Source organism: Nocardioides sp. GXQ0305 (assembly GCF_050880345.1).
Taxonomy (GTDB): domain Bacteria; phylum Actinomycetota; class Actinomycetes; order Propionibacteriales; family Nocardioidaceae; genus Nocardioides.
This window is the reverse complement of record NZ_JBNYXG010000001.1, coordinates 142,194-164,856: the sequence shown is the minus strand read 5'-3', so window position 1 is coordinate 164,856 and position 22,663 is coordinate 142,194. Positions and strand designations below refer to the sequence as shown.

Genomic DNA, 22,663 nt, shown 5'->3' with positions numbered 1-22,663 from the left:
GGGGCGATTCGTGGGGGCCGACGGCGCTCGGGTATGGTGGCGCTGCTCGCGCCGGGGTCGTTCCCGGCGCGTTCGGGGTGTGGCGCAGCTTGGTAGCGCGCCTCGTTCGGGACGAGGAGGCCGCAGGTTCAAATCCTGTCACCCCGACCAGTCGTCGACGTCGTCCTGTCCCGCCCCCGTGGGTCTCAACAGCCGTCCCGGCCGGACCGCGGCCCAGCTCAACCGCGAGGCAAGCCCAACTCAACCGCGAGGGAAGCCCAACTCGACCGTTGGTCGGGGGGAGCGGCACCCGTGGCACACTGCGCGCATGGCGGAGAAGGACGATCCCGACGGCCCGTCCCTGGAGCTGCCGTCGTTCGGGTTCCGCCGCAAGAGGCGCCCCGACCCGGAACCCGCCGCGCCGGCCGAGCCCGTCACACCGGTCGCGGGGCCCGAGGCCAGGCACGACGAGCCCACGGAGCCGGCCGCAGCCCGGCCGGCGCCACCCGCCGCCCCAGAGCCGGCGGCGGCGCCCCCGGGCGGCACCCGGGTCTTCACCGGGGAGGCGCCGGCCGCCGTCGAGACGGGCACCACGACCGAGCCGGTACGCCGCAGGCCTCGCCGCCCCGTGCTGCCGCAGCTCGGCGCCGTCCCCGCCGCGCTGACGACCGGGCTCCTGGTCGGTGCGCTCACGGTCGGGCTGGTGTGGGCCTCGCAGGGAGCGTGCGAGGTGGTCCGCGGCACCTCCAGCTGCGGCGACGCCGGGTTCCTCCTGCTGCTGGCCGTGCTCGTGACCGCGGGGTGGCTGGGCGGGGTGCTGCTGCGGGCGTTCGGCGTCGCCGAGGGCGGCAGCACCAGCTTCCTGGCGATGGGCCTGGTGGCGGTCGTGCTGATGCTGTTCCTGGCCGACGAGCTGTTCGCGTGGTGGATGGTCGTCGTCGTGCCGGGGGTCGCGATGGTCGCCTACGTCGTCGCGCACCGGGTGTCGACCGCGATGGTCGAGCCCGGCGGGCGCGAGATGCACCGCTGACCCGTCAGCGGGCGGCGACCAGCTCGGCGATCTGCACGGTGTTGAGCGCAGCGCCCTTGCGCAGGTTGTCGTTGCTGATGAACAGCGCCAGGCCCCGCTCGTCGGGCACGCCCGGGTCGTGGCGGAGCCGGCCGACGTACGACGGGTCCCTGCCGGCGGCCTGCAGGGGCGTGGGGATGTCGCTCAGCTCGACCCCCGGCGCCGAGGCCAGCAGCTCGCGGGCCCGCGCGACCGGCATCGACCGGGCGAACTCGGCGTTGACGGCCAGCGAGTGGCCCGTGAAGACCGGGACCCGGACACAGATGCCGGAGACGGCGAGCTCGGGGATGTCGAGGATCTTGCGGGACTCGTTGCGCAGCTTCTGCTCCTCGTCGGTCTCCTCGAGCCCGTCGTCGACGATCGAGCCGGCCATCGGCAGCACGTTGTAGGCGATGGTGCGGGCGTACTTCCCGGGCGCCGGGAACGCGACGGCCTCGCCGTCGTAGGCGAGCTCGCGGGCCTTGTCGCCCGCGGTCGCGACCTGGCTCGCCAGCTCCTCGACACCGGCGACGCCGGAGCCGGAGACCGCCTGGTAGGTCGACGCGATCAGCCGGACCAGCCCGGCCTCGTCGTGGAGCGGCTTGAGCACCGGCATCGCGGCCATCGTGGTGCAGTTCGGGTTGGCGATGATCCCCTTGCGGGCTTCGGTGATCGCGCCGGGGTTGACCTCGGAGACCACGAGCGGGACGTCGGGGTCCATCCGGAACGCCGATGAGTTGTCGACGACGGTCGCCCCGGCCTCGGCGAACCGCGGCGCGAGCGCCCGCGACGTGGTGGCTCCCGCCGAGAACAGCGCGATGTCGAGCCCGGACGGGTCGGCGGTGGCGGCGTCCTCGACCTGGACCTCCCGTCCCGCGTACGGCAGGACGGTGCCGGCCGAGCGGGCCGAGGCGAAGAAGCGGATCTGGTCGATCGGGAACGCCCGCTCCTCGAGGATCTGTCGCATCGCGACGCCCACCTGGCCGGTGGCGCCGACGACGCCGAGCCGAACGCCGCTCATCGGCCGCTCCCGCCGTAGACGACGGCCTCGACCTCGTCGGAGTCGAGGTCGAACGCCGAGTGGGCGGCGGCGACGGCCGCGTCCACGAGGCCCTCGTCGACGATCACCGAGATCCGGATCTCGGAGGTGGAGATCATCTGGATGTTGACGCCCGCGGCCGCGATCGCGGAGAAGAACTTGGCACTGACCCCGGGGTGGGAGCGCATGCCGGCACCGATCAGCGAGATCTTGCCGATCTTGTCGTCGTAGAGGAGCGAGGCGAACCCGATCTCGTCACGCAGCCCGGCGAGGGCCTTCATGGCCGTCTGACCGTCGGCGCGCGGCAGCGTGAAGGAGATGTCGGTGAGGCTGGTGGCCGCCGCCGAGATGTTCTGGACGATCATGTCGAGGTTGATCTGGGCGTCCGCCAACGCCTCGAAGATCCGGGCCGCCTCGCCGACCTTGTCAGGCACCCCGACGACGGTGATCTTGGCCTCGCTCCGGTCGTGGGCGACGCCCGCGATGATGGCCTGTTCCATGTCTTCTGCCTCCGGGAGGTCGGCTGCTGCGTCGGGGACGACCCACGTGCCCTCGAGCTGGCTGAACGAGGACCGTACGTGGATCGGGATGTCGTAGCGGCGGGCGTACTCGACGCACCGCAGGTGGAGGATCTTGGCGCCGCACGCCGCGAGCTCGAGCATCTCCTCGTAGGAGACCCGGTCCAGCTTGCGGGCGCTCGGGACGATCCGGGGGTCGGCGGTGAACACGCCGTCGACGTCGGTGTAGATCTCGCAGTGGTCGGCGTGCAGGGCGGCCGCGAGCGCGACCGCGGTGGTGTCGGTGCCGCCGCGACCCAGCGTCGTGATCTCCTTGGTGTCCTGGCTGACCCCCTGGAAGCCCGCCACGATCACGACGTGGCCCTCGTCGAGCGCCGTGGAGATCCGGCCCGGGGTGACGTCGATGATCTTCGCGCGGCCGTGCACCGAGTCGGTGATGACCCCGGCCTGGGAGCCGGTGAAGGACCGTGCCGTGAAGCCGAGGTCGGAGATCGCCATGGCGACCAGGGCCATCGAGATCCGCTCGCCCGCGGTGAGCAGCATGTCGAGCTCGCGGGCCGGCGGCAGCGGGCTCACCTCGTTGGCGAGGTCGAGCAGCTCGTCGGTCGAGTCACCCATGGCCGACACGGCCACGACCACGTCGTGGCCCTGGCGCCTGCTCTCGACGATCCGCCGTGCCACCCGCTTGACGCTCGAGGCGTCGGCGAGGGAGGAGCCGCCGTACTTCTGCACGACAATGCCCACCGGTACATCTCCTGCGCTCGGGTGCGGGACCAGCCCCCGAGTCTAGCGGCGGGGAGTGGCTAGCTCGGATCGACGTCCAGCACGGCCTCGGCCGCCTCGATCTGCTCCTGCTCGGACTCGATGTCGGCGTCGAGCCGGTCGTGGGAGACCACCGACAGCAGCGCGTTGAGCGCGGCACCCGCCAGGTTGCCCCAGCTGGACACGTAGGAGAACTGCCACCACCAGAGCGCCTCGGCGACGTTGCCGCTGCGGTAGTGGCGCAGTCCGTTCTCGAGGTCGGTCGCGATCGAGGTGAGGTCGTCGGAGAGCTGGCTCTCGACCACCTCGGGCAGGTAGGGGTCGAACACGAAGCTGTAGGTGTCGACGTTCCCGAGCAGCTCGGCGAGGGCCAGCCGCATCTCGTCGATGTCGGCCTCCGGGCCGACGTCGGGCTGGTACTCGGTGCGGGGGGTGAAGTCCTGCTGGGCGCCGAGCCTGGCGCCGGCGAGCAGGATCTGGGAGATCTCCAGCAGCAGCAGCGAGATCGCGCGGCCCCCGTCGGCCTCCCGCGCCACGGCCCGCAGCGCGAGCAGGAACGACTCGACCTGGTCGGCGATCTGCTGGGCGAAGCCGCCCTCGATCTCGGTGGTCTCGGTCATCGGCCCTTCAGTCATCGGCACTGCGCCTCCCTGCGAATGCTCGGCCGAGAGTGACCTCGTCGGCGTACTCGAGGTCCCCTCCCACGGGCAGTCCACTCGCCAGCCGCGTCACGCGCAACCCGAAGTCCTTGAGCATCCGGGTGATGTACGTCGCAGTGGCCTCGCCCTCGAGGTTGGGATCGGTCGCGAGGATCACCTCGGTGACGGTGCCGTCGGCCAGCCGCTGCATCAGCTCCTTGATCCGGAGCTGTTCGGGGCCGATGCCGTCGATGGGCGAGATCGCCCCGCCGAGCACGTGGTAGCGGCCCCGGAACTCGCGGGTGCGCTCGATGGCGACGACGTCCTTGTACTCCTCGACGACGCAGAGCACCGCCGGGTCGCGGCGCGGGTCGCTGCAGATCCGGCACTGGTCGGCCTCGGCGACGTTGAAGCAGGTGGTGCAGAACTTCACGCGCGCCTTGACCTCGACCAGCACGTCGGCCAGCCGGCGTACGTCGCCCGGGTCGGCCTGCAGGAGGTGGAACGCGATCCGCTGCGCGCTCTTGGGCCCCACCCCGGGCAGCCGACCCAGCTCGTCGATGAGGTCCTGGACGATCCCTTCGTACAACGAGACCCCTAGAAGCCCAGCCCGGGGACCCCGCCGCCCCCGCCCGCGAGCGGACCGAGCGCCTCGGCGGCCTGCGCATCGGCCTGGGCCTTCGCGTCGCGGTAGGCGGCGACGATCATGTCGCCGAGGTCGGACAGGTCGTCGGCGTCGCTGCCGTCGAAGCCGCCCGCCTTGATGTCGACCCCGACCAGCTCGCCGACGCCGTTGACGCGGACGGTCACCGCCCCGCCTGCGACGGTGCCGTCGACGACGGTGTCGGCGAGCCGCTGCTGGGCCTGCTCGAGCTGCTCCTGCATCTGCTGGGCCTGCTGCATCAGGGCGTTGAGGTCGAAGCCGCCACCGCCGAGCGGGTTGTCGCCGGGGGTGTCGAAGGGGTTCTGGGTCATGGGGTGGGCCGCCTCTCCTGGGGCTGGGTCTTCGGTCGGTCGCTGGTCACTGGTGCCGGATCTCCTCGATCACCTCGGCACCGAGCTCGCGCTGGAGCAGCTCGGCGCCCGCGAGCCCGGTGGTGTCGGCGTCGGGGTCGTCACGGTGGGCGTCGGCGTCCGGGTCGGACGGCGAGGAGTCGTCGGTGGCGTCCGACGGGTCGGTCGGCCCGGCCGGGCGGGTCGTGCGGATCGCCTCGCGGGCGGCGGTCGAGACGTCCGGCGTGGGTGGAGCGGGCGAGGCGACCGCGTCGTCCGCCACCTCGTCGGCAGGTGGCTCGGGCGGGGCCGGCGCAGACGGCGGGGGTTCGGGCGACGCCGCTGCGGGTGAGCCGCCACCCCCGGTCGCCCCGGGGTCGACGATCGTCTCGACTCGCCAGTCGACGCCGGCGATGTCGATCGCGGCCTGCCGCAGGATCTCGTCGCAGCCCCCGTTGACGAAGGACTCGCGCGCCCCCGCGTTGGTGAACCCGAGGGTCAGCGTCGAGCCGTCGACGCCGACCACCTGGGAGTTCTGGGTGAGGTGCATCCAGGCGACGCGGCGACGCAGCTTGGTGGCCTCGACGATGTCGGGCCACAGCCGGCGGACGTCGACGAGCGACAACGTGCCGCTCGGCGCGGGGTCAGGCGGGGGGTCGGGCTGGGGGTCGGGCACCGGTTCCGGGGACGGAGCCGGCTCGGGAGGCGCGACCGGCTCGGGAGTGGGGGTGGGCTCCGGCACCGGGGCGGGGTCGGGCACGGTGGGACTCGGGTCCGGGTCGGGGATGCTCGCCTCGGGCTCGGGCCGTGCCTCGACCGCCGGCTCGGGCGTCGCGGCGACCGGGTGGGCGGGCGTCGGCGGTGCGGGGTCCTCGCGGACCGGGGCCGGGCTGGGGGCGCCGCCCGCGATCGAGGCGCGCTTCTCCAGCCGGTCGACGCGCGCCATCAGGCCGGTGGCGGAGGGGTCGGAGCCCGGCAGCAGCACCCGTGCACAGACCAGCTCGAGCAGCAGCCGGGGTGCGGTGGCGCCGCGCATCTCGGTGAGGCCCGCGGCCACGAGGTCGGCGGCGCGGCTGAGCTCGGCGGGGCCGAAGTGGTTGGCCTGCTGGACCAGCCGGTCGGCCTGGTCGGCGGACACGTCGATCAGCCCGGTGGCGGGGGCATCGGGCACGGCGGCCACGACGACCAGGTCGCGCAGGCGGCGGAGCAGGTCCTCGGTGAAGCGACGGGGGTCCTGGCCGGTCTCGATCACCCGGTCGACCACCCCGAACACGGCGCCCCCGTCGCCGGCAGCGAACGCCTCGACGACGTCGTCGAGCAGCGAGCCCGGGGTGTAGCCGAGCAGGCCGACGGCCAGGTCGTGGGTGATCCCCTCGGGGCCGGCGCCGCCGAGCAGCTGGTCGAGCACCGAGAGCGAGTCGCGGGCCGACCCGGCCCCCGCGCGTACGACGAGCGGCAGCGCCGCCGGCTCGATCGCGACGCCCTCGCGCTCGCACAGGTCGGCCAGGTAGCTGGACAGCAGCCGCGGCGGGATCAGCCGGAAGGGGTAGTGGTGGGTCCGCGAGCGGATCGTCGGGATCACCTTGTCGGGCTCGGTCGTCGCGAACACGAAGCGCAGATGGGGCGGGGGCTCCTCGACGAGCTTGAGCAGGGCGTTGAAGCCCTGCGTGGTGACCATGTGGGCCTCGTCGATGATGTAGACCTTGTAGGGACTCCTGACCGGCGCGAAGAACGCCTTCTCACGCAGGTCACGGGCGTCGTCGACGCCGCCGTGGGAGGCCGCGTCGATCTCGATGACGTCGATCGATCCGGGGCCGCCGCGCGCCAGGTCGCGACAGCTCTCGCACTCGCCGCACGGGTCGGCCGTCGGCGCCTGCTCGCAGTTGAGGGCCCGGGCCAGGATCCGCGCGGACGTCGTCTTGCCGCACCCCCGCGGCCCGGAGAACAGGTAGGCGTGGTTGACCCGGTTGTGCGCCAGCGCGGCCCGCAGCGGGGTGGTCACGTGGTCCTGGCCGATGACGTCGGCGAACGTCTCGGGGCGGTAGCGCCGGTAGAGGGCGAGCGGGGACTCCACGAGTGAACCCTAACCATGCGGTGTGACAGCCGACAGGTCCCGGTACGAGGCGCCCGTCCAGTCATGCGATCGGGGATTTCGAGACTGGTCGCGCCTGACCTCGCTGCGCTCGGTCCGACGCCGAGCCCTCCTCGGTCTCCCGTCCTGTCGCTGCCCTCGCGGGCTCGGGCACCGGGACGTGAAGAGGCCCCCCGCGCACCCGGCAGAGCTCGCTTACCCTTGCTGCCTTCCGGCCCTGGGGGAGTTCGGCAAGGTGCCGCCACGCGGGGGGTTGCCCGCGAGTCTAGGTGGGCCCGGGCACCGCCACCAACTCGACCTCGGACGATTTCACCGGCTCCGCGGGCGGCGGGTACTCTCCTCCGCGGAGGATTCGCCTAGTGGCCTATGGCGCTCGCTTGGAAAGCGGGTTGGGTTAACAGCCCTCGCGGGTTCGAATCCCGCATCCTCCGCCACCTGGCGCACGGCCTGACCTGCGAGAGCGCTGACCACCAACCCGTGCCGCCACCCCCTCGTCGACACGGATGTCGACGTCGTCGCCCTCGTGCTACTCCCTGCGGGGGTCCGCACGCTCGTCCTCAGCACGGGTGGAAGCGCCGTCCTCGGGCAGGTGAGGTGGGGCCAGCAGATGGGCGCCGTCGTGGTGGTGCAGGTACCGCTCGATGAGCGGCGGAACCTCGAGCAGCTGGATCTCGCCGCCGGCCTCCCGCGCCTCCATCTTCGCTGCATGGAGGGCGAACACACCGTCGAGGTCGACATCGGTACACCCGCGGAGCCGCAGGCGGCTCACCATCGAGCGATAGGGGCTCAGGGCGGCTCGCACCTGTCGGGCAGTGCGCGACGTCAACGCCCCGACCACGTCGATGTCGACGGCATCGGGCCGGGCTCGGGTGCACAGGTACACCTCTCCCATCTCGGACTCCTCTCCTCGTCTCCTCCCTGGTCTCCTGCCCTGTCTGCTGGCTCGACCTCGCCGTGGACGCGCGACCGGTCCCGCTGTCCGGTGGGCAGCCGCTGCGGGATCTCGCGGTCGTTCAGCTGGTCGTGGCGGGCCCGGTCGTGTGACTGTCGGGCGGCCTCGGGGGGGGGCTCCCGGGGCGGTTGCACCCGAACCGGGCCCGCGGCCAGCCAGGCGACACCTCGGCGCCCTGGCCGTGCGGTGACCGTCACCGGGTCGCGCACGAGAGGGGGGACGTGCCCGACGGTCGGGCTGCCCACCGTGACCTGGGGGGAGGCCGGTGGATCGTCGTCGCGTCGGGCCGCAGCCAACGCCACCCGATACGCGGCCTGCAGGGCCCAGAACTGTTCGGTGGCGTCCGGAGCGCCATTGAGATCGGGGTGCAGGTGACGCGCTCGACGGCGGTAGGCGCGCGCCACCTGGGCTGCGTCCGCGCTGGCTGTGACGCCGAAGAGCTCACGAGCCTGACGCACCGAGAGCTCCCCCGACTCCGCTGATGCGTCCACCGGTCTCACCTCCCAGGGAGAACCACGTTGGGACTTCTCGTGCTGAATTCTGGCTGGCCCGTCATCTCGTCGCGCCCGCCCACCTCGGAGCGGCCGGCGCACCTGTGGTTCCCTGCCACCTGGTCGAGCCGGCCTGTTCCGTGCCGAGGTCACGCCGCGCCGGATGACGGTGGCTGGGGTGGCGGAGCACCAGCGTCGCCGGCGGTGATCGGCATGGCCTCCCAGGCCCGGGAGAGGTCGACCATGTGCAGCTCGCGGGTGTCGCCGGGCTCGAGGTCGTCCAGGCCGCATTCGGTCCAGAACTCCTCGTGCTGCCCGCAGTCCAGGACGGCCGCGACGTGGCCGCGGAGAGGGGCGCGACCGTGGTCGGCGTCGACCTGGATGAACCGGTGCCCCGAGTCCTGAGCCCGCCACGCATGCACGCGGGGCCGGGTCAGGCTCGCTGCCCAGGCGAGGATCTCGGAGGGGTTGTCCACGGTCGCGGTGACGTCACCGCAGATGTCGAGCTCGCGGCTGATGCGCAGCAGGATGGCGAGTTCGCGGGCCTCCCGCGAGGGGTACATGGTGTGCTCCGTCGGGTGGTTCGTCGGTGGCGGGTGCGGCGCCGGGACGGGGCGGCAGCGTGTGCGCTCCGTCCCGGCCGCGTGGCGATGGGAACGACGAGCCACGAGCCCGCGCATCAGCTGCGCCTGCTTCGAGGGTTCGACGTCGGTGCATGTGTGCACGCCGTGCGGTGACCCTCCCACGGTGGCCCGTGGCTCGCCGTCCGTCTGAGGCACTGGTCGTCAGCTGGTTCCGGTGGGCTCATCACCTCCTCTGCACTCGTTCCGACTCGTCCGCGACCTGGCCGTGTCCTGGTCCCGATCGCGATGGTGACGACCCCCGTCGAAGCCCGAGAGATCTTCGCCACCGTGTGTCGCCCGGGACGCTGACCGCGCGGCGGTCGAGGCCGAGCGGTTCAGGCGTCGATCGACTGGTTCTCGGTCCTGCCCTGCACGGGCTCCTGGCCGCTCCCGATCTCGATCCGACGAGGCTTGGCCCTCTCGGCGACCGGCACGACCAACCGCAGCACCCCGCCGTCGTACGACGCCTCGATGCGGTCCAGGTCGAGGTTGTCGCCCAGCACGAGCTGCCGGCTGAACGTGCCGCGGGGCCGCTCGCTGGCCAGCATCTCCCAGTCGCCGTTGCGGGCGACGCGCTCGGCGCGGACCGTGAGCACGTTCCGCTCGACGTCCAGGTCGATGGTGTCCTTCGAGATGCCGGGGAGGTCGAACTCGATCACGAACCGGTCACCCTCACGCCAGGCATCCATCGGCATCGCGGCAGGACGGCGCGTGGTGCCGAGCTGCGGCTGGGTCAGGCGGTCGAAGTCACGGAACGGGTCGGCGGTGCGCAGCAACATGGTGTCCTCCTGGTTCTCTGTCGAGTGAGCCGAAGAGGCTCGTGACCTATATCAATGGTTATAGGTTTCTTGTAATCCAGGAGCGAGATGATGTCAAGGCCCGACCCGACCAGAATGTCGGATCTGGGCCCGCTGGGCCGCTGCATCTGCAGGCTCGGTGAGCACCGGCGAGGGTCGACCGGACGTTGCAGGGTCGGTGTCCAGTGCCCGCGACCGCGACCGCGCATGCCCTGCAGGTTCCGAGCGGTCGGCGGGTCAGGTAGTCGCAGCCCCCGCGGGACTCGAGTGAGAGGCACACCCGACTCATCGACGTACGGCGCGGCCCGCGAGCGCCGCTGCCTCCGTACGGTTGCGGGCCCCCAGCTTGGCCAGGATGTGGCTGACGTGGTGGCCTGCGGTCTTCTCCGAGATCACCAGGCGTCGGGCGATGGCACCGTTGGTGAGCCCCTGCGCCACGAGGTCGAGCACCTCCTGCTCGCGGGCGGTGAGCGGTCGACCGAGCAGCCCGGCCGGCTCCGCTCCGGCCCGCGTCGGCGTGGCACCGTCGAGCTGCTGGAGCACCGTCGTCGCCCGTCCGCACGCCGTCTGCGCACCGAGGCTGCGGAAGATCGCGAAGGCGGCCCGGGCCTCCTCGACGGCGAGGTCCGGGCTGGAGGCGGCGACCGCCCGCGCGAGCTCCAGCCGGGCCAGCCCCGCGTCGAGGGGCATGGCGAGCGCCCCGAACTCCGCCAGCGCCTCGCGGGCCTGCTCGGCCGCCGTCCCCGGGTCGGGGGGACGGGCTCCGAGCGCCACCCGCGCCGCCGCCAGCGCGCTCCGCGCTCGCACCAGCCGGACTCCGGTCGCCTGCGCCAGCGCGGCCAGCTCGTCCGCCGCACCGGCCGCCCGGGCGAGGTCGTCGCAGGCGAGCCACGCGTCCACGAGGGCCGCGGAGAGCTGGGCGGACCGCATCACGTCGCCACCGACCGACCGCAGACCACGGGTCAGCAGCTCCGCCGCCGTGCCCGGCCGGCCGTCGGCGATCCGCAGCAGGGCGAGCGCCCGCAGCGCCGCGGGGTTCTCCTCGCGTCCGGCCAGGAGGCGCTCGGCCTCGTCGAGCCGGCCCTGCTCGACCCGGAGCTCGGCGAGCGACGCCACCGCCGGCGCCCCCAGCTCCGGGATGTAGGAGCCCGCGGTCTCCAGGGCCTCGGTCAGCGCCGCCTCCGCCTCCGGCCAGTGTCCGCGCGCGAGCAGGACGTCCGCGTGCAGCGACCGGCACGACCCCCACAGCGGCGCCGCGTGGTGGATGGTGGCGAACTCCTCCACGCGCTCGCACCACTCCGCCGCGCGCTCCCACTCCCCGGCGTGGGTGGCCGCCACGACCAGGTTGCAGTAGGCCTCGGCCAGGGTGTGGAGGTTGTGCACGACGCCCGCGGAGGCCGCCGCCATCGCCTCCTCCAGCAGCCGCATCCCCTCCTCACGCCTCCCGGCCGCGGACTCCGCCCGGCCGAGCAGGCTGAGCGCGAAGACCTCGAGGTCGGAGCGCCCCGTACGGCGCGCGACGTCGACGGCCCGGCGACAGTGCGCCGCCTGCTCGTCGACGTCGACCGCGTGCCGGGCGCGCTCCACGGCCACCCACCCGTGCCCGGCGCACTCGGGCACCTGCGCGAGCGCCCGGTCCGCCCGGGCCAGCCAGCCGCGCGCCGCCGACGTCCGCCCGACGACGTAGTGCTGGTGCGAGACCCAGACCGCGACGCGTGAGGCGTCGTCGGGGGAGCCGGCATCGGCGTAGGCCTGGAACGCGGCCTCCCGCGCCGCGATGCCCTCGGCCACCTCGCCGAGGAACCACAGCGCCTGGCCCAGGCCCTCGAGGGCGGCCCCGGCCTCGGCCGGGCCGGGGTCGGCGGCGAGGGCACGTTCGTACGCCGCGCGTGCCTCGGACCACTCGGCCAGCTCCATCGCCCGCGCGCCCGTCGCTAGGTCGCCGTTCCGCTCCCCCATCGGGAACGAGTATCCCCCCGTAGGGAGCTCATCGGGAGTTCTCCCGATGCGCGAGGGCCGCCGGCGGCGCGAGGCTGACGGCATGAAGCGCAACGAGGGAGACAACCAATGACCACGATCACCGACCAGGAGCTCAAGTCGAAGCATGCCGCGATGTGGGCCACCGGCGACTACCCGCGGATGGTGGACACGTTCCTGCTGCCACTCGGCCCACGACTGGTCGACGCGTGCGGGATCACGGCGGGCGCCAGGGTGCTCGACGTGGCCGCCGGCACGGGCAACGCGTCCGTCCCCGCCGCCGAACGCGGAGCGCACGTGACCGCCAGTGACCTCACGCCGGAGCTGCTGGACGCGGGGAAGCAGGCGGCCGGGGGGCTCGACATCGACTGGGTGCCGGCCGACGCCGAGAACCTGCCGTTCCCGGACGCGTCGTACGACGTCGTGATGTCGTCGATCGGCGTGATGTTCGCGCCGCACCACCAGGCCGCTGCCGACGAGGTGGTGCGCGTCTGCCGGCCGGGCGGCACCATCGGCCTGCTGAGCTGGACGCCCGAGGGCATGCTCGGCGCGCTGTTCGCGATGATGAAGCCGTACGCACCGCCGCCGCCCCCGGGGGCGCTGCCGCCGCCGCTCTGGGGGAGCGAGGAGCACCTCCGCGGACTGCTCGGCAACCGGGTCCGGATCGACTCGGTGACCCGGGGCAACCTCGAGATCACGGCCTTCCGGCACCCCCGCGAGTACGGCGAGCACTTCAAGGCCTACTACGGCCCCACCCGCGCTGTGCGGGCGAACGCCGAGAAGGAGGGTCGGGCCGCCGAGTTCGACGCCGACCTCGACGCGTTCTGCGACACCTGGAACCTGGGAACGCCTGAGGACGCCCGCTTCGAGAAGGAGTACCTCCTGACCGTGGCAACACGCGTCTGAGGCGTGGGGGATCACCGGACCAGGGCGAGCCCGGCCACGACGATCACCAGCAGGGCGCCGACGACGGCTCCTCCGAGGAGCCAGCGCCCGGTGGTCGCGTGGTCGGGCTCGTGGCCGCCGGGTGCACCGGCCACCAGCACGGTCAGCAGTCGACGGCGTACGAACGCCTGGGCCTCGAGCAGGTCCCGACGGCTGGTCATCCGACGAGCTCCTCCACCAGGTCGAGCAGTCCGGTCGCCGCGAGCAGCAGCGGGGGCAGGGCGACCAGGGCGACCGCCTCGGCCAGCTCGGCGAGCCGGCCGGCGCGGGCACTGCGCAGGGGGCCGGGCCGCGCGACGGCGGCGAGGCCGAGCAGGCCGGCGCCCGTGACGATGGCCAGGGCCGCGAGCCGCCACTCGGGCCACTGCCACCAGACGGCGAGCGCCGCCGGGAGCAACGGCACCGTCCCGCCGAGCCGGCCGACCAGCCCCGCCGTGCCGATGCGCTGCCGGCGCGACCGGAGGGCCACGACCGCGGCACAGACCAGGACGAGGGCGACACCCCAGTGACCGCGACCGGCCACGACCAGCCCGAGGGCCGTGAGCAGCAGACCGGTGGCCAGGCCGCCCACGAGCAGCAGCTCGTGGGCCCGGCGGACGGCGAGCGCGACCGCGTCCCGGTCGGGAGCGCTCGGCGGGTCCTCGCCGAGCGGGGGCGGGACGAGCCCGGCCAGGGACGCGGCGAGCCACGGGTGCAGGTCGCCGGTCACGACCACGAGCACCACCGCCGCCGTCAGCACGACGGCAAGGGGCACCGTCGTCAACGCGGCGGCCGCGCCGGCCGCGGCGAGCACCGCTCCCGCCAGGGCCGCCGCCCACAGCGGCCTGCCCCGACGGCCACCGGCCAGCGCCGCCGCGCTCCCGGCGACGACCCACGCCGACCCTGCCCCCACGCACCCGAGGGTCAGCCCCGCGGCGCCGGCGTGGGCCACCGCCAACCACCCGGCCGTGGTCGCGACGACCGGTGACTCCGGCGGACGACCGGCCGCCAGGACAGTCAGGAGCAGCACCACGCACACCACGCCCGACACGGCGGCCGCCGCCGGAGTGGCGAGCACCGCCACGCCGGCCGCCCCGAGCCCGAGCAGGGCGGTCGCCACGGCCGACGCGGACCACCTCGCGACCGCGTCGTCCGGGCGCGGGACGGTCGCGACGGTGTCGGCGACCACCGTGGTGAGGTCGTCGTCGACCCCGGCCGGGGGCTCGACGTGGTCGACCGCCGCCGTCACGGTCAGCACGGCGCCGTCGCCCACCCCCTGCGCCGCGAGTGCGTCACCCGCCTCGAGGGGAGGCCCGCCGAGGACCGCCAGTCGCGCGTCGGCGGGACCCGGGAGCAGGTCTCCGTCGCCGAGCCGGAGCAAGAGCTCGGGGAGCAGCTCGGCGACGGTCACCGCCGCCGGGACCACGAGGTCGACCCGGTCGTGGCCACCGACCACGCTGACCCGGAGCGTGTCGGGGCCACCGGTCATCGCGGGTCAGCCGCCGAAGGCCGCCGCGCCGCGCAGGTCGGCCGCCCGGTAGGCGCCGTTGGACTCGACCACGGTGCGGCCGGTCGCGTCGAGGACGTCGCGCATCTCCCGCATGGCCTGCTCCCACCGCCGCCGTGCGACCTCGTAGGCCTGCTGCGCCTCGCCGGTCCAGTCGGCGCGCAGCGGGGCCAGCTCGCCCTCGAGCCGGTCGAGCCGCTCGTCGATCCGGCGTACGGCGGCGTGCAGCCCCTCGGCCGCGCGGTCGAGCCCCTCGTGGGACACCCGGATGTCGTGCATCTCCATGTCACTGCTCCTCTCGGTGTCGCTCAGCCACCGAGGCGGCTGAGGTCGTGGTGGAAGCCGACCGCCTGCGTCTCGTCGGTGGCGAGCAGGTCGCGCTCGGTGTCGCGCAGCGCCGCAGCCAGGTCGTCGAGGGCGGCGACGACCCGGCGCTGCCGGTCGTGCCAGGCGTCCTTCAGGACGAAGAACGCGCGACCGCCCGCGCCCTGCCAACGCGGGCGGAGCTGGTCGATCTCGTGGTCGAGCTCGGTGCTCAGCCGGTCGAAGTCGTGGCGGGCGGCCCCGACCAGGTCGGCACCGCGACCGAGGGTGCCGGCGCCCATCCCCATCTCGTGCGGCATCTCCGCCTCCTCCCCCGGGACGCACGCCCGGGCTGCCCCAGTCCTATCCGGGCCGGGAGCCCGTCGGAACCGGCCCGCGCGTTTTCCACAGGCCACCACCGGACCCGCCCCGACCGTCACCCCGCCGACCTAGCCTCGGCCCCGAGCTGGACCACCCCGACCCGAGGAGGAACGGTGACAGCGTCCGCGACGTCCGGGGCCACGATCCCCGTCGACGCGCCCCCGGCCCTGGAGAGCGACGAGGGTGCGGCCGGCGTCCTCACCAGCGCCCTGCCGATGCTCGGCAGCCTGGGCTCGGTCGCGCTGGTCGCGACCATGGCCACCCAGTCGGGTGCGTCCGGCCACCGCAGCCTCCTCGCGGCGGGCGCCTTCCTGCTCGGAACGCTCGGCTTCGTGCTGGTGCAGCTCGACCGGCAGCGGGTCCGCCGCGGCTCCCACCGCTGCGCTGCTCGTCGGCGCTACCTGCGCCACCTCGCCGACGTCCGGGCCCGGGCCCGGCGTGCGGCGGCCGAGCAGCGGAGCCGCCTGGAGAACGACCACCCGGCTCCCTCGGCCCTCCCCCACCTCGTCGCCCGCGGCCGGGTCGCGGTCCGGGCGCGGGACCACCCCGAGCACCTCGTCGTCCGGTACGGCGTGGGCGACCGGCCGGCCGCCGTACCGCTCGAGCCGACGCCCACCTCCAGCAGCGACGAACCCGACCCGGCCGCCCTCGACGCGCTGGGACGGCTGCTCGCCGCCCACCACCGGGTGGCCGAACTCCCGCTCACGCTCGACCTCGGCCGACCCGGCCGGGTCCTCGTCGAGGGCGACCTCCCCGTCGCCCGGTCGCTGGTCCGGGCCCTGGTCGCGCAGGCCGCCGCCTGCCACCCACCCGACCAGCTGGCCGTGGTGGTGACCGCCGACGACCGGAGCGTCCTCGACTGGGACTGGCTCAAGTGGCTGCCCCACCTGACCGGACCCGACGGGGTGACGAGCGAGGCAGCCGACGGGCGCCACCTGCTGCTGGTCGTCGACGGCGACCCACCCCTTCCGGGCTGGGCCGGCGACGTGACGGTCGTCCACGTCGGCGGCGGTGCCCGGGCCGAGGTCCGGATCACCGTCGGGGCCGACGGCACCGTGACCACGGTCGGCGAAGGCGGGGAGTCCGTCACCGGCCGCGCCGACACCTGCAGCGTCGCGACCGCGGAGGCGCTGGCCCGCCGCGTGCTCGGGCGGCGGCCGCGACCGGGCCGGGCCGGCGGCGCCGCAACCACCGACGTGCCCACCCTGCTCGGGATCCCGGACCCGCAGGCGATCGAACCCTCCGTCGTCTGGCGGGCGGGACCGGGCCCCCCGCGGCTGCGCACGCCGGTTGGCGTCACGGAGGCCGGCGCACCGGTCCACCTCGACCTCGAGGAGTCCGCACGCGGGGGCGTGGGGCCCCACGGCCTGGTGGTGGGCGCGACCGGCTCGGGCAAGTCCGAGCTGCTCCGCACCCTTGTCCTGGGCCTGGCGCTCAGCCACCCACCCGACCGGCTCAACCTCGTGCTCGTCGACTTCAAGGGCGGCGCGACGTTCACGGGGCTGAGCCGGCTGCCCCACGTCGCCGCGTGCGTCACCAACCTCGCCGACGACCTCACCCTCGTCGACCGGATGCAGGACGCCCTCGGCGGCGAGCTGGTCCGTCGCCAGGAGGTGCTCCGGTCGGCGGGGCTCGCGTCCGTCCACGACCCCGGGCGCGGACCCGAAGCGGGCGCGGAGCTGCCTCGCCTGCTCGTGGTGGTCGACGAGTTCGCCGAGATGCTCACCGCCCGGCCCGAGTTCCTCGAGACCTTCCAGGCGATCGGGAGACTGGGCCGCTCGCTCGGCGTCCACCTGCTGCTGGCCTCGCAGCGGCTGGAGGAGGGGCGGCTGCGCGGGCTGGAGTCCCACCTGTCCTACCGGGTCGGGCTGCGGACCTTCAGCGCCGCCGAGTCACGCGCCGTGCTGGGCGTCCCCGACGCCGCAGAGCTGCCGCCGCACCCCGGCAGCGGGTACCTCCGCACCGGACCCGGCACGCCGGTCCGGTTCCACGCGGCGTACGTCTCGGGGCCGGTCGACGCAGCCGCGACCGCGGAACCGTGCCCCGTCGTGCCGTTCACCCTGGCACCGACGCGACCACCGGCGCCCGCGCTGGCGGCCCCGGAGGCCGGTGGGCCGCCCGTCCTCGACGTCGTCGTCGACCGGCTGGCCGGTCACGGTGCCCCGGCGCGAGCGGTGTGGGTGCCGCCGCTCGACCAGCCGGACACCCTCGGCGACCTGGTCGGGTCCCTCGCGTGCGACCCGCGGCTGGGGCTGGTCGCGACCGACCGGCGCCCCGCCCCGCTCCTGATCCCGATCGGTGTCGTCGACCGGCCGCGCGACCAGCGTCGCGACCCGCTCGTCGTCGACCTCGGCGGCTCAGCCGGTCACGTCGCGGTGGTCGGATCGCCGCGCAGCGGCCGCACCACCCTGCTGCAGACCCTCGTCAGCGGCCTCGCCCTCACCCACACGCCCCGCGAGGCGCAGGTGCTGGTGCTCGACCTGGCAGGAGGCGGGCTCGCCCCACTCGGCCGCCTCCCCCACGTGGCCGCCGTGGCGTCCCGCGGCGAGCCCGAGGTCGTACGCCGGGTGGTCGCCCACGTCTGCGGGCTGCTCGACCGGCGTGAGGACTGGTGGCGCGACCACGCGGTCCCCGACGTCGCGGCCTACCGCCGACTGCTGCGTCACGGCGACGAGGGCGACGGTCACGGTGAGGTGTTCCTGGTCGTCGACGGGTGGTCGGAGCTGCGGGCCGACCACGACGACCTCGAGTCGGCGCTCCAGCGGCTGGCCTCACGGGGTCTCGCGCTGGGCGTGCACCTGGTGGTCGCGACGGGCCGCTGGGGTGACCTGCGGGCCGCGACGCGGGACCTGCTCGGCACCCGGGTCGAGCTGCGGCTGGGTGACCCGCTCGACTCCGAGGTCGACCGCCGCGCCGCCCGCGGGGTCCCGGTGGGACGGCCCGGTCGCGGGCTCACCGGGACCGGCCACCACCTGCTGACCGCCCTCCCCCGACTCGACGGCGTCGGAGACCACTCCACCGCCGCCGCCGGGCTCGACGAACTGGTCGGGAGGGTGTCCGCGGCCTGGCCCGGGCCGATCGTCCCGCCGGTCGGGAGGCTGCCGGCCGAGGTCCGCCTCGACGACGTCCGCGCCCTCGCCGAGGGGGCGGACTGCCTGGTGCTGGGCGCCGACGACCGGCGGGCGATCGCGCTGGACCCCGCGGCCGAGCCGCTGCTGCTCGTGCTCGGCGACCGGGCGTCCGGCCGCACCACGTCGTTGCGCACCCTGCTCCGCGAGGTGGTCCGCACCCGGACCCCCTCCCGGGCGCAGCTGGTCGTCCTGGACCCCCGACGCGGGCTCCTCGACGCGGTCCCGGCCGACCACCTGCTCGGCCACCACGTGTCGGCGACCTCGGCGGCACCCGCCCTCCGCGAGCTCGCCGAGCACCTCCGCGGCCGGCTCCCCGGGCCGGACGTCACGGCGGACGAGCTGCGCGCCCGGACGTGGTGGACCGGCGCCGAGCTGCACGTCGTGGTCGACGACCACGAGCTCCTCGTCGCCGGTGGTCGCTCGCCGCTGGAGCCGTTGCTCCCGCTGCTGCCCCATGCGGCCGACGTCGGGCTGCGGCTGGTCGTGGCCCGCCGGACCGCGGGAGCAGCGCGGGCGCTCCACGAGCCCGACCTGCGGGCGCTGCGCGACCTCGCGGCGCCGACCCTGCTGCTGCCGGGCAACCCGGACGAGGGTCCGCTCGTCGGCCGGGTCGCGCCCCGGCCCGGACCCCCCGGGCGGGCCCGGCTGGTCACGGCGGACGGCGAGGTCACCGAGCTGCAGGTCGCCCGGTGACCGCCCGGAGACCGCGCCCGCGACTGCTCCGCAGCCCGGGGTCGGCGCGAACGCCCTCGTTATGCTGCCCCCGTGATCTTCAAGCGCGTCGGGCAGGGTCGCCCGTACCCCGACCACGGGCTCTCGTCCCGGGGGTGGGCTGCGGTGCCCCCGCGCCAGGTGCGGCTCGACGAGCTGGTGACGACGAAGGACACGCTCCAGCTCGACGCCCTCCTCGACGAGGACTCCACGTTCTACGGCGACCTGTTCGCCCACGTCGTGGAGTGGCAGGGCGAGTACTACCTCGAGGACGGTCTCCACCGCGCGCTCCGGGCGGCTCTCCAGCAGCGATCGGTGCTGCATGCCCGGGTCCATCCGGTGGGGGGCTGATGGACTCCCGCGTGAGGTCGCTCGTGACGTTGGGCGCGCTCGGCCTCGTGCTGGTGGTCGCCGGGCTGTGGGGGTGGTCCGCGATCAGCGAGCCCTTTCCGGAGGACTCGCGCCCGCCCGTCTGCGTCGACCGGGAGTTCGCCAAGGGCGACCAGGTGAAGCGCCGCGACGTCACGGTGAGCGTGTGGAACGGCGGCAAGCGGGTCGGGCTCGCGGGCCTGACCATGGACCTCCTGGTCGAGTCGGGCTTCCACGAGGGCTCGGAGGGCAACACACCCGGCAAGCGCCGGGTCGAGCGGGTGGAGATCTGGACCGAGGACCCGGACAACCCCGCCGTCCGGCTGGTCGCCAGCCACCTCGGCAAGGTCGACGTCGTCGAGCGTCCGGAGCCGGCCCCGGGCGTGCTGGTGGTGGTCGGAGACGGCTTCGACGACCTGCGACCCGGACGGGAGTCGGTCACCGCCCGCGACGACGCCACGGTCTGCGGCCCGCCCCGGCTCGCCCGCTGACGCGGCTGCGCCCCCTCAGCGTGGCCGGTCGAGCCACTGGGCGAGCCGGCCGCCCTCGGAGACCCGGCGGAGCCGCTGCTCGGTCTCCTCGCGGAGCTTGCGGGGCGTGACGATGAGCAGGTCGTCGCCGTGGCGGAGCACGGTACGACGTTCGGGCACCAGGGTCTCGCCGTCCCGGATCACCATGGCCACCGACGCCCCGACCGGGAGCCGCAGCTCGCCCACCTCGACGCCGTGCAGACGCGACCGGGAGCTGATGCTCACCTGGAGCAGGTCGGCCGCGACCCGGTCCAGCGGTGCCGCCTCCACGTCGAGGCCGCGCGGCTCGGAGCGTCGGGCGACCCGCAGGACCCGCGCGGCGGCGGGCAGCGTGGGGCCGGTGAGCAGGGTGTAGAGGACGACCATCACGAACACCAGGTCGAACAGCCGCCCCGAGCCGTCCACCCCCTCGGCGAGGGGGATGGTGGTGAGCACGATCGGGACCGCGCCGCGCAGCCCGGCCCAGGACAGGAAGGCGCGCTCGTTCCACGTCAGCCTCGCCGAGAGCGAGCTGACCAGCACCGACACCGGGCGGGCGACGAAGGTCAGGATCAGGCCGGCCGCCACGGCGAGGCCCACCGTGCCGAGCGTGATCCGGCTGGGCGAGAGGAGGAGGCCCAGCATCACGAACAGGCCGATCTGGGCCAGCCAGGCGACGCCCTCCGCGAACGAGCGGGTCGCGACCCGGTGGGGCAGCTCGCTGTTGCCGAGGACCAGCCCGGCGACGTACACCGCTGCGAAGCCGGAGGCGTGGGCCGCGGTGGCGGCGCCGTACGCCAGCAGGGCCAGGCAGAGCACCGCGATCGGGTAGAGGCCCGACGAGGGCAGGGCGGCGCGCCGCATCACCCAGGCGCCCCCGAAGCCCAGGGCCAGGCCGGACAGCGTGCCGGCGAAGAGCTCCCACGCCACGATCCCGGCGGCCCCGAAGGGGCCGTGGTCGTGGAAGGCGCCGGTGGAGACCAGCGTGACGAGGACGACGGTGGGGGCGTCGTTCAGGCCCGACTCGGCCTCCAGTGCTCCGCTGAGCCGGCGCGGCAGCGGCACCACCCGCAGCACCGAGAACACCGCGGCGGCGTCGGTGGGCGAGGTGACCGCGCCGAGCAGCACGGCGAGCTCCCACGGCAGCCCCAGCAGGTAGTGGGCACCGAGGGCCACGACCGCGATCGACACGGCGACCCCGACGGTGGCGAGCGAGACTCCCAGCCCCATGGACGGGCGGAACTCGTCCCACGCGGTGGTGAGACCACCCTCGGCGAGGATGATCGCGAGGGCGGCGAAGCCGAGTGCGTGGGCGAGCTGGGCGTCCTCGAAGGGGATGCCGAGCCCGGCCTCGCCGAGGACGACGCCCATCAGCAGGTAGATCAGCAGGCTCGGGAGGCCCGCGCGGGAGGAGACCCGGACCGCCAGGATGGCCAGCAGGGTGACGGCACTGCCCACGAGCACGAACGTGTCGAGGTCGTGGACGTCGAACGACACGTGTCACCTCGCGGGGAGCTGGGGCGGCGGTATCGCAGTCTACCGACGGGGATCCGTCCCACCCGGGGGCGGCCGTCCCCCGAACAGCCCTCTCCCCCGGGCGGTCAGGGAGTGGTGTCGACCGGGTCCTGGATGTCGTCGGGCGGCGTGTGGTCGGGCAGCCCCGGAACCAGCGCCTCCCGCACGAAGCCGTTGCGGATGCGCTGCGGGTGGTCGCCCACCGGGACCGTCCGGTCGATCCGACCAGTCCGGTAGGAGATCCGCGAGACCTCGTCGGTGCCGCTCCACGAGACGTAGCAGTACCGGCCGTCGGTGCTCTGGGTGACCCAGTAGGGCTTGCCGTCCTGTTTCACGAGGAGCCGGTCGGGGGTCCCGGTGCGGGCGTCGACGACGGCGGCGTAGTCCGACATCGTCCCGGCGACGCAGATCCTCCTGCCGCCGGGGGCCATCGCGATGCCGTGGTGGGCGGAGTCGAGGAGGTACTGCTCACGCGGTGTCCCCTGGATCAGGTTGGGCAGCCGGGTGAACCCGAGCAGCCTTCCGGTGCGCAGGTTCATCGCGGCGTACCCGTGGAAGAAGCTGAGCTGGAAGTAGACGACCTTCTCGTCGGGGGACAGCGTCATCGGCCGGACGGCGGTGCTGCGGCCCTCGAGGCCCCGCCGGTCGAGCTTGGCGCGCAGGTCGTAGCGGCGCACCACCTCGAGGGTCTTCGCGTCGACCAGCTGGAAGACCCGCTCGCCCTTGGCCGGGTCGGCGGCACCGCGGTCGAGAGGGGTGTAGACGTAGCCGATGCTGGCGTGCAGGATCGTGCGCCCGTCGTCGATGAACACGCTCTCGTGGGGCGATCCGCCCGAGGGGAAGCTGCCGACCTCGGTGCCGTCGCTGACCCGCAGCACGTGGACCACGTCGGCCGTCGAGGCGCTCACGACGACGCGCCGGCCGTCGGGCGAGACGGCCATGTGGTCGGAGCGGTAGCCGTCCACGGGGAACCGCCAGGCGACCCGCCCGGTCCGGAGCCGGATCGCGACGACGTCGGCGAACGACGGACGCGACACGATGAGCAGCCGGCCGTCGTCGGAGGTGTACATGTCGTCGACGTACTGGTGGTGGCCCTCGCCGATCGCCTCACGGATGGCGAGGAAGTAGGCCAGCCGGTCGGGGTGGGTCATGATCTCCCGCATCCGCTCCTCGCGGTCCGGGACGATGTCGATCCGGCCCAGCTGCCCGAACGAGCCCGGTGCCAGCACCGTGGCGGTCCCGTCCCAGTTGTTGCCGACGAAGACCGCCCGTCGTACGTCGCCCCCGGGCCGCTGCTCGTCGAGCGCGCCGGCCGGTGACGCCCCGCCCAGTGCGGTCAGCAGCCCCAACGCTCCGGCCACCAGGATGGTCCACGGCCTCGTCGTCACAGCGCTCCTCCGTCCG

At 74.3% G+C, this 22,663-nt stretch carries 21 protein-coding genes, 2 tRNA genes, 1 other RNA gene and 1 pseudogene; 7 read left to right on the top strand and 18 right to left on the bottom strand.

Annotated elements, in window-relative coordinates; translation table 11 throughout:
- The first annotated feature begins 73 nt into the window (after positions 1-73).
- Positions 74-150: transfer RNA gene (locus ACQ1X7_RS00780), tRNA-Pro, on the top strand.
- 157 nt (positions 151-307) lie between these two features.
- Entirely contained in the window at positions 308-1,009 is a 702-nt protein-coding gene (locus ACQ1X7_RS00775; protein WP_432476235.1) for a hypothetical protein, read from the top strand.
- A gap of 4 nt (positions 1,010-1,013) precedes the next feature.
- Here ACQ1X7_RS00775 and ACQ1X7_RS00770 read toward each other — a convergent pair whose 3' ends face one another.
- The 7 genes and pseudogenes from ACQ1X7_RS00770 to ffs form a co-directional block, all read right to left on the bottom strand.
- Entirely contained in the window at positions 1,014-2,048 is a 1,035-nt protein-coding gene (locus ACQ1X7_RS00770) for an aspartate-semialdehyde dehydrogenase (protein WP_432476234.1), read from the bottom strand.
- On the bottom strand, positions 2,045-3,328 hold the full coding sequence (locus ACQ1X7_RS00765; RefSeq protein WP_432476233.1) for an aspartate kinase: 1,284 nt from the start codon (positions 3,326-3,328) through the stop codon (positions 2,045-2,047). The genes ACQ1X7_RS00770 and ACQ1X7_RS00765 overlap by 4 nt, the downstream gene beginning before the upstream one ends.
- Positions 3,329-3,387: 59 nt before the next feature.
- Positions 3,388-3,981 carry a DUF5063 domain-containing protein gene (locus tag ACQ1X7_RS00760; protein WP_432476232.1) on the bottom strand — a complete coding sequence of 198 codons (594 nt, stop codon included), beginning with the start codon at positions 3,979-3,981 and terminating at the stop codon, positions 3,388-3,390.
- A complete protein-coding gene (gene recR / locus ACQ1X7_RS00755; protein WP_432476231.1) occupies positions 3,974-4,573 on the bottom strand; it encodes a recombination mediator RecR in 600 nt (199 codons plus the stop codon). The genes ACQ1X7_RS00760 and recR overlap by 8 nt, the downstream gene beginning before the upstream one ends.
- Positions 4,574-4,581: 8 nt before the next feature.
- Positions 4,582-4,959 carry a YbaB/EbfC family nucleoid-associated protein gene (locus ACQ1X7_RS00750; protein WP_432476230.1) on the bottom strand — a complete coding sequence of 126 codons (378 nt, stop codon included), beginning with the start codon at positions 4,957-4,959 and terminating at the stop codon, positions 4,582-4,584.
- A 502-nt stretch (positions 4,960-5,461) separates the two neighbouring features.
- Positions 5,462-7,051: pseudogene (locus ACQ1X7_RS00745) on the bottom strand (DNA polymerase III subunit gamma and tau); the annotation flags it as partial.
- Positions 7,052-7,233: 182 nt separating this feature from the next.
- Positions 7,234-7,324, bottom strand: an RNA gene (ffs, locus tag ACQ1X7_RS00740) — signal recognition particle sRNA small type.
- A 90-nt stretch (positions 7,325-7,414) separates the two neighbouring features.
- On the opposite strand from ffs, the gene ACQ1X7_RS00735 reads away from it, so the two are divergent.
- Positions 7,415-7,503, top strand: a tRNA-Ser gene (locus ACQ1X7_RS00735).
- A gap of 92 nt (positions 7,504-7,595) precedes the next feature.
- On the opposite strand, the gene ACQ1X7_RS00730 is transcribed toward ACQ1X7_RS00735, so the two are convergent.
- From ACQ1X7_RS00730 to ACQ1X7_RS00710, 5 genes are all read right to left on the bottom strand, one after another.
- On the bottom strand, positions 7,596-7,961 hold the full coding sequence (locus ACQ1X7_RS00730) for an STAS domain-containing protein (protein ID WP_432477020.1): 366 nt from the start codon (positions 7,959-7,961) through the stop codon (positions 7,596-7,598).
- Positions 7,892-8,479, bottom strand: coding sequence for a DnaJ domain-containing protein (locus ACQ1X7_RS00725; RefSeq protein ID WP_432477011.1), 588 nt, complete (start codon positions 8,477-8,479; stop codon positions 7,892-7,894). The genes ACQ1X7_RS00730 and ACQ1X7_RS00725 overlap by 70 nt, the downstream gene beginning before the upstream one ends.
- A gap of 182 nt (positions 8,480-8,661) precedes the next feature.
- Positions 8,662-9,075 carry a hypothetical protein gene (locus ACQ1X7_RS00720; protein ID WP_432476229.1) on the bottom strand — a complete coding sequence of 138 codons (414 nt, stop codon included), beginning with the start codon at positions 9,073-9,075 and terminating at the stop codon, positions 8,662-8,664.
- A 395-nt stretch (positions 9,076-9,470) separates the two neighbouring features.
- Positions 9,471-9,914 carry an Hsp20/alpha crystallin family protein gene (locus ACQ1X7_RS00715; RefSeq protein ID WP_432476228.1) on the bottom strand — a complete coding sequence of 148 codons (444 nt, stop codon included), beginning with the start codon at positions 9,912-9,914 and terminating at the stop codon, positions 9,471-9,473.
- Positions 9,915-10,217: 303 nt separating this feature from the next.
- The gene (locus ACQ1X7_RS00710; RefSeq protein ID WP_432476227.1) at positions 10,218-11,891 is read right to left on the bottom strand and encodes a LuxR C-terminal-related transcriptional regulator; all 1,674 of its coding nucleotides are present in this window, start codon (positions 11,889-11,891) and stop codon (positions 10,218-10,220) included.
- A 108-nt stretch (positions 11,892-11,999) separates the two neighbouring features.
- On the opposite strand from ACQ1X7_RS00710, the gene ACQ1X7_RS00705 reads away from it, so the two are divergent.
- Complete coding sequence (locus ACQ1X7_RS00705) at positions 12,000-12,815, top strand: class I SAM-dependent methyltransferase (protein WP_432476226.1); 816 nt, start codon at positions 12,000-12,002, stop codon at positions 12,813-12,815.
- Between the two features lie 11 nt (positions 12,816-12,826).
- Here ACQ1X7_RS00705 and ACQ1X7_RS00700 read toward each other — a convergent pair whose 3' ends face one another.
- From ACQ1X7_RS00700 to ACQ1X7_RS00685, 4 genes are read right to left on the bottom strand one after another with little or no spacing between them, the layout of a single operon-like run.
- The gene (locus ACQ1X7_RS00700; protein WP_432476225.1) at positions 12,827-13,015 is read right to left on the bottom strand and encodes a hypothetical protein; all 189 of its coding nucleotides are present in this window, start codon (positions 13,013-13,015) and stop codon (positions 12,827-12,829) included.
- A complete protein-coding gene (locus tag ACQ1X7_RS00695) occupies positions 13,012-14,322 on the bottom strand; it encodes an EsaB/YukD family protein (RefSeq protein WP_432476224.1) in 1,311 nt (436 codons plus the stop codon). Before ACQ1X7_RS00695 ends, ACQ1X7_RS00700 begins: the two co-directional genes overlap by 4 nt.
- A 6-nt stretch (positions 14,323-14,328) precedes the next feature.
- Complete coding sequence (locus ACQ1X7_RS00690; protein ID WP_432476223.1) at positions 14,329-14,625, bottom strand: WXG100 family type VII secretion target; 297 nt, start codon at positions 14,623-14,625, stop codon at positions 14,329-14,331.
- Between the two features lie 23 nt (positions 14,626-14,648).
- Entirely contained in the window at positions 14,649-14,963 is a 315-nt protein-coding gene (locus ACQ1X7_RS00685) for a WXG100 family type VII secretion target (protein WP_432476222.1), read from the bottom strand.
- A gap of 174 nt (positions 14,964-15,137) precedes the next feature.
- On the opposite strand from ACQ1X7_RS00685, the gene eccCb reads away from it, so the two are divergent.
- The 3 genes from eccCb to ACQ1X7_RS00670 all read left to right on the top strand — a co-directional run bounded on the left by eccCb (position 15,138) and on the right by ACQ1X7_RS00670 (position 19,726).
- Positions 15,138-18,848: a type VII secretion protein EccCb gene (gene eccCb, locus ACQ1X7_RS00680; protein ID WP_432476221.1), complete on the top strand. Its 3,711-nt coding sequence runs from the start codon at positions 15,138-15,140 to the stop codon at positions 18,846-18,848.
- Positions 18,849-18,920: 72 nt separating this feature from the next.
- Positions 18,921-19,217 carry a type II toxin-antitoxin system VapB family antitoxin gene (locus ACQ1X7_RS00675; RefSeq protein WP_432476220.1) on the top strand — a complete coding sequence of 99 codons (297 nt, stop codon included), beginning with the start codon at positions 18,921-18,923 and terminating at the stop codon, positions 19,215-19,217.
- Positions 19,218-19,228: 11 nt separating this feature from the next.
- Positions 19,229-19,726, top strand: a complete 498-nt coding sequence (locus tag ACQ1X7_RS00670) for a LytR C-terminal domain-containing protein (protein WP_432476219.1) — start codon at positions 19,229-19,231, stop codon at positions 19,724-19,726.
- Between the two features lie 15 nt (positions 19,727-19,741).
- On the opposite strand, the gene ACQ1X7_RS00665 is transcribed toward ACQ1X7_RS00670, so the two are convergent.
- Together ACQ1X7_RS00665 and ACQ1X7_RS00660 are read right to left on the bottom strand one after the other, a co-directional pair.
- Positions 19,742-21,241, bottom strand: a complete 1,500-nt coding sequence (locus ACQ1X7_RS00665; protein ID WP_432476218.1) for a potassium/proton antiporter — start codon at positions 21,239-21,241, stop codon at positions 19,742-19,744.
- 104 nt (positions 21,242-21,345) lie between these two features.
- On the bottom strand, positions 21,346-22,647 hold the full coding sequence (locus ACQ1X7_RS00660) for a YncE family protein (RefSeq protein WP_432476217.1): 1,302 nt from the start codon (positions 22,645-22,647) through the stop codon (positions 21,346-21,348).
- Positions 22,648-22,663: the final 16 nt, after the last annotated feature.

Coding starts and splice junctions, on each gene's coding strand:
- ACQ1X7_RS00775 (WP_432476235.1), top strand. CDS start 308: ATGGCGGAGAAGGACGATCCCGACGGCCCGTCCCTGGAGCTGCCGTCG.
- ACQ1X7_RS00770 (WP_432476234.1), bottom strand. CDS start 2,048: ATGAGCGGCGTTCGGCTCGGCGTCGTCGGCGCCACCGGCCAGGTGGGC.
- ACQ1X7_RS00760 (WP_432476232.1), bottom strand. CDS start 3,981: ATGACTGAAGGGCCGATGACCGAGACCACCGAGATCGAGGGCGGCTTC.
- ACQ1X7_RS00750 (WP_432476230.1), bottom strand. CDS start 4,959: ATGACCCAGAACCCCTTCGACACCCCCGGCGACAACCCGCTCGGCGGT.
- ACQ1X7_RS00730 (WP_432477020.1), bottom strand. CDS start 7,961: ATGGGAGAGGTGTACCTGTGCACCCGAGCCCGGCCCGATGCCGTCGAC.
- ACQ1X7_RS00720 (WP_432476229.1), bottom strand. CDS start 9,075: ATGTACCCCTCGCGGGAGGCCCGCGAACTCGCCATCCTGCTGCGCATC.
- ACQ1X7_RS00715 (WP_432476228.1), bottom strand. CDS start 9,914: ATGTTGCTGCGCACCGCCGACCCGTTCCGTGACTTCGACCGCCTGACC.
- ACQ1X7_RS00710 (WP_432476227.1), bottom strand. CDS start 11,891: ATGGGGGAGCGGAACGGCGACCTAGCGACGGGCGCGCGGGCGATGGAG.
- ACQ1X7_RS00705 (WP_432476226.1), top strand. CDS start 12,000: ATGACCACGATCACCGACCAGGAGCTCAAGTCGAAGCATGCCGCGATG.
- ACQ1X7_RS00700 (WP_432476225.1), bottom strand. CDS start 13,015: ATGACCAGCCGTCGGGACCTGCTCGAGGCCCAGGCGTTCGTACGCCGT.
- ACQ1X7_RS00695 (WP_432476224.1), bottom strand. CDS start 14,322: ATGACCGGTGGCCCCGACACGCTCCGGGTCAGCGTGGTCGGTGGCCAC.
- ACQ1X7_RS00690 (WP_432476223.1), bottom strand. CDS start 14,625: ATGGAGATGCACGACATCCGGGTGTCCCACGAGGGGCTCGACCGCGCG.
- ACQ1X7_RS00685 (WP_432476222.1), bottom strand. CDS start 14,963: ATGCCGCACGAGATGGGGATGGGCGCCGGCACCCTCGGTCGCGGTGCC.